The organism is Desulfobacula sp. (genome assembly GCF_021107415.1).
Map to the genome: position 1 here is coordinate 1 of NZ_JAIOSW010000372.1, position 9,336 is coordinate 9,336.

9 protein-coding genes are annotated in these 9,336 nt (G+C 41.3%); 4 read left to right on the forward strand and 5 right to left on the reverse strand.

Annotation, left to right across the window (positions count from 1 at the left end):
* Positions 1-194: hypothetical protein (locus K8S13_RS18680; RefSeq protein WP_291464898.1), on the forward strand; the 194-nt coding region annotated here is incomplete at its 5' end.
* A gap of 137 nt (positions 195-331) precedes the next feature.
* Here the strand turns inward: K8S13_RS18680 and K8S13_RS18685 are convergent.
* The 5 genes from K8S13_RS18685 to K8S13_RS18705 form a co-directional block, all read right to left on the reverse strand.
* On the reverse strand, positions 332-1,375 hold the full coding sequence (locus tag K8S13_RS18685) for an asparaginase (protein WP_291464900.1): 1,044 nt from the start codon (positions 1,373-1,375) through the stop codon (positions 332-334).
* A 396-nt stretch (positions 1,376-1,771) separates the two neighbouring features.
* Entirely contained in the window at positions 1,772-2,389 is a 618-nt protein-coding gene (locus tag K8S13_RS18690) for a response regulator (RefSeq protein WP_291464902.1), read from the reverse strand.
* Positions 2,386-4,293: a cache domain-containing protein gene (locus K8S13_RS18695; RefSeq protein WP_291464904.1), complete on the reverse strand. Its 1,908-nt coding sequence runs from the start codon at positions 4,291-4,293 to the stop codon at positions 2,386-2,388. Before K8S13_RS18695 ends, K8S13_RS18690 begins: the two co-directional genes overlap by 4 nt.
* A gap of 296 nt (positions 4,294-4,589) precedes the next feature.
* Complete coding sequence (locus K8S13_RS18700) at positions 4,590-5,627, reverse strand: radical SAM protein (protein WP_291464906.1); 1,038 nt, start codon at positions 5,625-5,627, stop codon at positions 4,590-4,592.
* A gap of 8 nt (positions 5,628-5,635) precedes the next feature.
* Entirely contained in the window at positions 5,636-6,184 is a 549-nt protein-coding gene (locus K8S13_RS18705) for a hypothetical protein (RefSeq protein ID WP_291464908.1), read from the reverse strand.
* Between the two features lie 166 nt (positions 6,185-6,350).
* Here K8S13_RS18705 and K8S13_RS18710 point away from each other — a divergent pair, with 166 nt between their 5' ends.
* The 3 genes from K8S13_RS18710 to K8S13_RS18720 are packed head-to-tail and all read left to right on the forward strand — an operon-like array spanning position 6,351 to position 9,171.
* Positions 6,351-7,415: a branched-chain amino acid aminotransferase gene (locus K8S13_RS18710; protein ID WP_291464909.1), complete on the forward strand. Its 1,065-nt coding sequence runs from the start codon at positions 6,351-6,353 to the stop codon at positions 7,413-7,415.
* A gap of 20 nt (positions 7,416-7,435) precedes the next feature.
* Complete coding sequence (locus tag K8S13_RS18715; RefSeq protein WP_291464910.1) at positions 7,436-7,981, forward strand: XRE family transcriptional regulator; 546 nt, start codon at positions 7,436-7,438, stop codon at positions 7,979-7,981.
* A gap of 35 nt (positions 7,982-8,016) precedes the next feature.
* Positions 8,017-9,171: an acyl-CoA dehydrogenase gene (locus K8S13_RS18720; protein ID WP_291464912.1), complete on the forward strand. Its 1,155-nt coding sequence runs from the start codon at positions 8,017-8,019 to the stop codon at positions 9,169-9,171.
* Positions 9,172-9,336: the final 165 nt, after the last annotated feature.

The following is a 9,336-nucleotide window of genomic DNA, read 5'->3' on the forward strand; positions in this document are numbered from 1 at the left end:
GCGATTGCGGCCCCCAGGCAGCTACGCTGCCTGGGATAAAAAAGGTGTTGAAAAAGGCTGTCGCCTTTTTCAAGCCTGATTTAAAAACCTTTATACGAGGAGCAGTAACAGGGCAGTCGTACTTGACTCACTGTAAGGCAACCAGCCCGGCACCTCCCCATATGTGGTTTATGATATTGAATGTTGAACGGTAAAAGAAATTTTTTTTTACCCCCAAAATAAATTTTGCGAAGAAGTTTATTGTCGCCGTCACCGGGGGGCTTCCCCGGTGACAACTTTCCTAACACAGGGGCTATTGTTCTAAAAACTTACATAATAACTATCGGATACTTTATTTATCAAAAAGTTTTTGAATATTTTCGGTTTTGCTGGTCGTTTGCAGCGCTAACATCAGCAATATTCTCGCTTTTTGTGGAGAAAGGTTGTCCGCGAATATTGCTCCTGCCTGCTTCAGAGTCTTTCCACCACCTTCAAATCCGTATACAGGTAAAACACGGCCGCAAGGCACTCTGGTTGAGATAACCACAGCAGTTCCTTTGGAAATTGCCTTTTTTATTGCAGCATACATTGGTTTGTTTACATTTCCCCACCCCAACGCTTGAATGATAATGCCTTTTGCGCCAGCAGAAGTAGCAGCACTTATCATTGCACCATCGGCTCCCCCATACATGGTGACGATTTCTACATAAGGAAGTTTTTCTTTTTGAAGTGATATGTGCTGTCTGCGGGTCGGTGTACGATAAAAAATTACTCTGTCATAATCAGCGTTTCCTAAGAAACCATAGTCTCCAGACTTGAAGGTTTCGACATCGGAAGTATGTGTTTTGAATACTTCCCGTGCTGCATTGATCTGATTGTTCATCGCGATCATTGCACCTTTTCCTTTTGCCTCTGGGGATATACAAATGCGGGCAGCGTTGAGAAGGTTCCGTGGTCCATCAAAATCTTTTTCAGAAGCATTGCGTTGTGCGCCAATCAGAACAATTGGTTTGTCACTATCAACCGTCAAATCCAAAAAATACGCAGATTCCTCAAGTGTATCGGTGCCGTGAGAAACTATGACCCCAGCTACTTCAGGTCGGGCCAAGGCCTTAACAACGGCTTTTTGCAAACCGACCCAACTGTCGGGTGTCATGTAATCTGAGGGAATGTTAGAAAGATTCTCAACCTCAATTTTTGCCAGACTTGCAATTCCCGGAACAGTAGAGATCAAGTCTTCACCTGAGATAGCAGGGACTGGAGCCTTCTTTACAGGGTCTATCTTCATTGCAATTGTGCCGCCCGTAGCAATCATTTTGATGACAGGGAGTTCGGCCATAGCCAGTGAGGGAATTAGAATAAAAAAAACGATAATCATCTTGAATAAGTTTTTCATAACATCTCCTTTTGAAATAATTTGTTGCTTTGTTCCTAATTTTAGGGTTTCATACTCCGCAATAGAAATTTACCTCTGGTTATCACCTCCTATCGTCAATAATAGATCATAAAATGCCTCAATAAATAATTTATTTATGAACGGCAAAATGAGCTTTATAGCTCCAATACGGTGTCAAATTGAACCCGAAGTTGTTTTCTGTTTATTGTCAAAAAGAGCTTTTAATTGTGAGAACAAACATCAATACAAAACTTCAATTAGTCAAGTTGACTGTAGTTGCTAAAAAGCAGCAGTATATGTTTCAGACCCTATTACAGATAAAAAGGGCTGTCTATTGGATCAATAGTCTATTTTAATAGAACTTAGGTAGTATAGATAATTCTTTTTGGGGAGGGGTCAGGTGGAGATGGATAGGAGGTCAGCCATTCTCACGAGAGCTGGCAGGGAGTCGGCACACATTTTTTCTATGACACGGGCTCTGTGGATTTTAACTGTCTTTTCACTGATAAAAAGTTCTGCGCCAATGAGTTTATTGGGTTTGCCTTGGACAACGAGGGCAAACACTTCGCGTTCGCGTGGTGTGAGCGATTGAAGGCGATTCTGCAACTTGATCTTCTCACGTAACTTGTCACAGTTAAACTCGTATTGGGCGATGGCTCGGTTGATACTTTCTATTAATTGGTGTTCGGGAAAGGGTTTTTCCAAGCAATCCACCGCACCTGCGCGTATGGCATTTACCGCCATGGGGATGGTGCCATAGCCGGTGAGGAATACCACCGTTATTTCCGGATAGCGGTGTAAAAGTTCCTTTTGCAGTTGAAGACCGCTCATCTGAGGCATCCGCATGTCAAGGACAACACATGATGCTTTTCCACAGTCTCCCGAGGCCAGATACGCCTTGCCAGAGGAAAAAGTGTTTGTCTGATAGCCTACCGATTCTAGCAGCCGTGAGATCGACAAGCCAACAGAAGGGTCGTCATCAACAATATGGATCATGGGAGCGTCATTACTCATTTTGATGATTCACTCCTTGTCGGAAAGATAATTACAAAAGTAACACCGTGAGGAAAATTCCGTTCCACAAGGATTTCACCACCGTGCGCTTCAGTTATTGTGCGACAGATAGACAGGCCCATCCCCATTCCTTTTTTTTTGGTTGAATAAAAGGGTTCAAATATCTTTTCAATGTCACTCTCGGCGATGCCTGCTCCCGTATCGGCTACCGAAACCACAAATTTGCCATCATCTCGGCAATACGTTCGCACTCTCACCTCGCCTCCTTTAGATCCAATGGCATCAATGGCATTCAATAAAAGATTTACTAATATCTGTTGTATCTGGATACTGTCACCCAAGAAAATAGGCAGGCTTGAAGAAAAATCTGTTTTCAGCTTGATATTATTGGATTGTGCTAACCTGTGAATTATGGCAATAGCACTATTGACAGCGCTATTGAGATCAAAGGGGGAGGCTTCGACCTCACCCTTAATCAGCATTGAGCGGAGTCGAAGGATAACTTCGGCAGCCCGTTTATTATCTAAAACAATATCCGAGAGAATTTCATGTACGTGGTCCAAGTCTGGTTCGTCGAAAGAAAGAAAGCGCAAGGCGGCATGAGCATTTGCACCAATCGCTGCAAGTGGTTGATTAATCTCGTGAGCGATAGTGGCAGTAAGCTCCCCCATGACAGCAATCCGTGAAAGGTAGGTCAATTCATTTTGTTGCAATTCAAGCGCGGCCGCTGCATTCTGTTGTTCGGTAATATCAGTATGCGCGCCAACCATCCGATAGGATTTACCGTTTTTATCCCTCAAAATATGACCACGTGCCAAAATCCACAGACAATCACCATTTTTGTGAACCATACGAAATGTTTGACTATAACTCTGCGCAGAACCACTTAGACAAGCCTGCAAGTGGGCAAGGACCGCTTCTGCATCCTCGCTGTGAATTAATTCACACCACGATGAGAAAATGTCACTGCACTCGTCACTTTGATAACCCAGCATAGTCTGCCATCTCGGTGAAAAATTAGTAGTATTAGTACCAAGATCCCAGTCCCATATACCGTCATTTGTCGCTGCCAGGACAGAGTCAAAGCGTTCTTTGCTAACCTTTAGCTCGTATCTACTATTATGGATTTCGTCCAACATAGACTTGAAACTGCTTAATAGTTTCCCAGCTTCAGACTTTATATTAAAATCGGACAAGTTCACTTCGGGAGTAGCATTCGGATTTTTTCTGATATCTTCAAACAGTGACAGCAATCGCCTGTAACATAAATAAAGAGGTCTAACAAGTGTTATATTGGAAAATACGATGATAACTAAGGTCAATATCGTTATTAAAATAATAGTAGTTATGCTTTTTTTGTTATAACGTTCTAAATCCTCGGTGTACATTCCGGTTCCAATATATGCGTTCCATTCAGGAATTCCTACAATATATGAAATTTTATTTTGTTCTATAGTTCTACCGGGTGGAAGGTAGTAGTAGTCTACAAAGCCTGTGCCTTCAGGGCTAGTCGCTAATTTAACTATTTCCCGGATTAAGTATTTTCCGTTTTTATCTTGCATGTCCCATTGATTAAAACCCTGTTTTTCTGGTTGAAAGGGAATGACAAGCATTGTTCCTTCATAGGTGGTCATGAAAATATAATTATTCCCGTAGCTGTCCAGGAATGTCATTCTCTTAAGTATTTCTATGCCAGCTTGTATTGATTCTTCTTTGGTTATGAGCCCCGCATTTTGCTTTTCAAGAAGAGGCTCAATGGTATTTTTAGCAAGACTGACAATGTGACGCAGCTCGTTCTTTCGGGCGTCGTAAGCCATGTTGGTGTGGCTGTTTATATTAAGGAACAACGTCAGAACATAACCGACGACAACAAAAATTAACGCCAACCAAATGCGTAAAAGCATATCGCTTACCTCACCACTGTTGATTCAAAAGGCTGAGTCAATGTCATCAATTTTAGTGAGTTGGTTGATAACAGTAATGAAAACGTCCGCCTCTTTTATTGAAATTCTACGGATATTTTCTTCTGAGCCTTACAAACTCAATTGTTTCTATCATAAGTTTATGCAGGTCAGAAATCAACGATAAAAGCATATCAGCAGGACTAAAAAAAGTAATTTTTATAACAGAATCCTATCGGGGGTTTATTATCATCAGTGACGAGTAAATTTTCTAATAGAGCGACAACTTCCAAAAAAAGTTATGAATAATGCGCTATACCTTCTTCAAGCAGTCCCAGCAAATTTTGTTTTTCTTCAGGGAATTTATATCCTTCATAGCTTTGGCTTAAAAGGAGCCGGCCGTCTGGTGCAGCCCAGTAATTTCCTGCATGATCAAAACAGACTCTGGAGGTTATATCCAGGGGTTCAAGTGTCTGTTTTATCTCCAATAGCTGCTCTTTGGGCGTCATACGTTCCAGCTCATTTCTGGAGGCTTTTTCATACAATGATGTTCCGGGCCTGGGGGTAAACGGCCGTGATCTGATGTAATGGGGATTAATTTGATTGAGGATTACTGCGGTGTTCAGTGCATGATCTTTTGACAGGGTCTTGCCGCCAAGTCCCGGCATCCAGTATTCTGAAACCTGAAAACCTGCTTTCATGGCCTTTTGCCCGCCTTTAACATGGTCTTCCGGTGTAGCACCTTTTTTGATTTTCTTAAGCAGGGCTGCATTTCCTGTTTCAAGCCCGATATGGAGCCGGTCAAGACCGGCATTGTGGATTTTTTCAAGATCAGGCTCTGGTTTTCTTACAATTGTTCTGGACCGGCCATAGGAAGTGATTCTTTGAATTGTCGGAAAGGTTTTTTTTAAATGGTTTAAGACCTGAACCATGTGATCTGTTTTCATGATCAGGCTGTCGGCATCTTGTAAAAAAACAGTTTTCCCTCCAACAGCCAGCCAGTTGAAGAGCATGGAAATACCCGGGTGGAAATAGAGTTCAGGTGCTTTTTTTAAGAAAAGGGTAAAAGTTTCGTTTGAAAATATACCTGCCTGGCCCTGTTTTAATGAAATCTCTTTTAATTGCAAATATATGTCATGCATGACATTGATATCCTGTATGATATCTTCTGGTTTGCGCAGTTCAAATTTTTCTGATTTATACATGGCGCAGAAAGTACAATGGTTCCAGGGGCAGTTACGGGTCAGCCGTAAAAGAAGGGATGCACTGCCGCCTTCACTGGGCGGTCGATATATGCCGGTCTCAAACTCATAGTTTTTGATCAAAGATTCTTGCATGGATTTCCTTATACTATCTCTTCATAGACAGACAAAAGAAAGAGTGTTGCAAAGGGTTGAAGAAATAAAAAGCCTATAAATGATGATCCGCCAATGGTGGTGAGTGCAGCAAAAATAATAAAAACGATGATATGGTCGGAAAGATGAGAGCTTGTGACCATGGAGATACTTTTTTTAATGGAATCCAGAAGCCCGAATTTTTTGTCCACCATTATCGGGATCATATAGAGGCATGTGTAACCCATAATAATAGAGAACAAAATACCGGGTATTACAAACAGGGTAAACCCGATGATAGTGATAATAAAGACAATAAGGCTGAATATGAACAGGGGTAGAAATAACCTGAGCTGTGAAAAAACATCTTGAGCTTTGGGCTCCCGGTTGTGTTTTAATAATTGAAAAAGAGAATAGGTATATCCTGCAAATGCCACAGGCGCCAGGATACCGATTGAAACAACGCTGACAGCAGCGACCACAAGCGTCAAAATAATCAAAGATATAATATTACCGATGCAGTGCTTCCATGCTGTTTCAATATGATATTTTATGTTCATTTTTTTTTCCTTTGTCTTAAACAAATAAATAATTTAGTATAGTAGCCTGAAAAAAATGAGTCAGTCAATAATAAAGGGATAAAATTATCTTGATAAAGTATAAATTTGGCACTCATAATATTTTAAGAAAATAAAGTTAATTTAAATTAAACTCACGGAGGATGTAATGGAAATTAAGGTTACCCAGGCAGAGACGAACAGAACAAGGCCAAAAGATTCTGATCTGGGCTTTGGCCAGGTGTTTACGAATCATATGTTTGTCATGGATTATTCTGAAGATAAGGGGTGGCATGACCCGCAAATAATGCCCTATGCTGATTTTTCTATTTCCCCTGCTGCCATGGTTTTCCATTATGGTCAGGCTATTTTTGAGGGGTTAAAAGCATATAAAACATCAGATAAGAAGATTTGTCTTTTCAGGGCCAGGGATAATTTTGAAAGAATGAACCGGTCTGCAAAAGGAATGTGCATTCCGCAGTTTGATATTGATTTTGTCATGGATGCTCTGAAACAATTGATAAGGCTGGAAGAAAAATGGATTCCTGAAACCCTTGGGACTTCTTTGTACATAAGGCCCACAATTATTGCAGTAGATCCATTCATAGGCGTACGGGCATCCTTTACTTATAAATTTTATATTATTCTTTCTTCTGTTGGCGCATACTATGCCGAAGGATTGAACCCGGTGAAAATATGGGTTTCAAAGGATCATGTCAGGGCCGTCAGAGGCGGTGTGGGTGAATTTAAGACTGCCGGCAACTATGCAGCAAGTCTGATTGCATCTGAAAAAGCAAAAAAGGATGGATATGCCCAGGTGCTCTGGCTTGATGCCATTGAAAGAAAATATATAGAAGAAGTCGGTGCCATGAATATATTTTTCCTCATGGATGATGAGTTGGTGACCCCCAATCTGACCGGAAGTATCCTTCCCGGCATTACAAGGTATTCAGTCATCAGTCTTGCAAAAAAATGGGGCATGAATTTGTCTGAAAGAAAAATCAGTATTGACGAAGTGTTTAAGGCCCATGAAGACGGAAAACTTAAAGAGGTGTTCGGCTCCGGAACTGCAGCGGTTATTTCCCCTGTGGGTGAAATAAGGTATGGTGAAAGGAATATTGCTATAGGTGACGGGACTCCCGGTGAAACAGCAATGAAATTTTATAATGCACTCACCGACATACAATATGGAAAAACAGAAGACACTGAGAACTGGATTGAAGTGATTGATTAATTTTCTTTGATGGAGATAAAATGGCTAAAAAGAAAGGAATTACACCAATTGGCAAGAGGATAAGGCGGGCCAGGCTGGATAAAAAAATCAGCCTGGATACAGTGGCCAATGAAACAGGGTTGTCAAAAGAATTTATCAAAAAAATTGAGGCTGGAGATCAAAGACCCTCGGTTGGAACCCTTTTGCAAATTTCCAGAACCCTTCATATTGACTCAAGCTTTTTGTTAAAAGAGCAGGATGATGCCATTGAAGAAAGATCCAAGGCATATACCAAACGGACGGATAACTATGCCTACACCCCATTGACACCCAATGCGGAAAATAAACATCTTAAGGCCTTCAGGATTGTGATTGAAGCTGAAAAAAGTCATGGTGGTGTGGGATTTCAGCATGAAGGAGAAGAGTTTGTCTATGTTCTGGAAGGTAAAGTGGAAGTTCAGGTTGGTGATCACATCAATAAAATGAAAAAAGGGGATTCCCTTCACTTTAATTCCGGCATTAAACATGACTTGCGAAATACTGGCAAAATAGATGCAGAACTTATTGTTGTGGTGTATGCACCCTAGTGTTTCAGGGGAAATAAAGAGGGGAGGGGTAAATCATGTTATTCAAGCTTACCGATGAACAATTGATGATTCAAAATATGGTCAGGGAATTTTCCAGGAAAGTTATTGCAGCAACCGCATCAGAAAGGGATAAAACAAAAGAATTCCCCGCTGAAAATTTTAAACAGATGGGTGAACTCGGATTAATGGGAATGATGATCCCCGAGGAATATGGCGGTGAGTCTGCAGATGCGGTTTCCTATGTTTTGGCATTATCGGAGATTGCTTATTCATGCGCGTCAACATCAGTTGTCATGTCGGTTCAAAATTCAATTGTTTGTGAAACTTTTTATAAATTTGGGACAGAGGAACAAAAACAAGAGTTTCTGGTCCCCCTGGCTTCCGGTGAAATGATTGGTGCATTCGGTCTGACAGAGCCTGATGCCGGATCTGACCCTGTCAGCCAGCAGACAACAGCTGTAAGGGATGGTGACCAATATATTATTAACGGAACCAAGCGATTTATTACCACCGGTAAAAATTCAAAAGTGGTTCTGGTCACTGCGAAAACAGATGAGAGCAAAGGGCATAGGGGGATCAGCTGTTTTGTTATTCCCAAGGGAACACCAGGGTTAATCGTCGGCCGCCTGGAAGATAAAATGGGACTGAGAGCATCTGATACAACTGATTTGATTTTGGAAAATTGTATTGTCCCGGCTTCCAATATAATCAGCAAAGAAGGTGATGGCTTTAAAATTGCCATGTCAGGTCTGGACAGTGGCAGAATCGGTATTGCTGCCCAATCATACGGTGTTGCAATGGCTGCCTTTGACGCGGCCGTAAAATACGCAAAAAAGAGAAAACAATTTGGTGCAGCCATTTCAAAACACCAGGCCATACGGTTTCAGATTGCAGATATGGCCACCCAGATTGAGGCGGCTAAACAATTGATTTTTTCAGCAGCATCCCTGAAAGACAGGGGCGAACCCTATACAAGGGAAGCTTCCATTGCCAAACTCTTTGCTTCTGAAATGGTAAACGATATCACGGCAAGAGCCATTCAAATACATGGCGGATACGGGTTTACCAAAGATTATAACGTTGAAAGATTTTATCGGGATGCAAGGGTGTTTACCATTTATGAAGGAACCAGCGAGATCCAGAGAATTGTTATTTCAAACCAGGTTCTTAAGGACAAGAGAAAGCCTTGATAATATCATTTTTATGGACGGGTTTGAGGCTATGAAAAAATAAAAAAGCAGCCATTTTAGAAAAAGAGAAAAATGGCTGCTTTTAATCCTTTAAAAAGAAGTCAAGAGTCTAATAACCGTCTTTAAAAATGTCGGCTGCGGTTTTTACATCCTCGGGACTGAATA

Excerpts from the sequence above, each read along its gene's own strand:
- K8S13_RS18685 (WP_291464900.1), bottom strand. The coding sequence starts at position 1,375 with ATGAAAAACTTATTCAAGATGATTATCGTTTTTTTTATTCTAATTCCC.
- K8S13_RS18690 (WP_291464902.1), bottom strand. The coding sequence starts at position 2,389 with ATGAGTAATGACGCTCCCATGATCCATATTGTTGATGACGACCCTTCT.
- K8S13_RS18695 (WP_291464904.1), bottom strand. The coding sequence starts at position 4,293 with ATGCTTTTACGCATTTGGTTGGCGTTAATTTTTGTTGTCGTCGGTTAT.
- K8S13_RS18700 (WP_291464906.1), bottom strand. The coding sequence starts at position 5,627 with ATGCAAGAATCTTTGATCAAAAACTATGAGTTTGAGACCGGCATATAT.
- K8S13_RS18705 (WP_291464908.1), bottom strand. The coding sequence starts at position 6,184 with ATGAACATAAAATATCATATTGAAACAGCATGGAAGCACTGCATCGGT.
- K8S13_RS18710 (WP_291464909.1), top strand. The coding sequence starts at position 6,351 with ATGGAAATTAAGGTTACCCAGGCAGAGACGAACAGAACAAGGCCAAAA.
- K8S13_RS18715 (WP_291464910.1), top strand. The coding sequence starts at position 7,436 with ATGGCTAAAAAGAAAGGAATTACACCAATTGGCAAGAGGATAAGGCGG.
- K8S13_RS18720 (WP_291464912.1), top strand. The coding sequence starts at position 8,017 with ATGTTATTCAAGCTTACCGATGAACAATTGATGATTCAAAATATGGTC.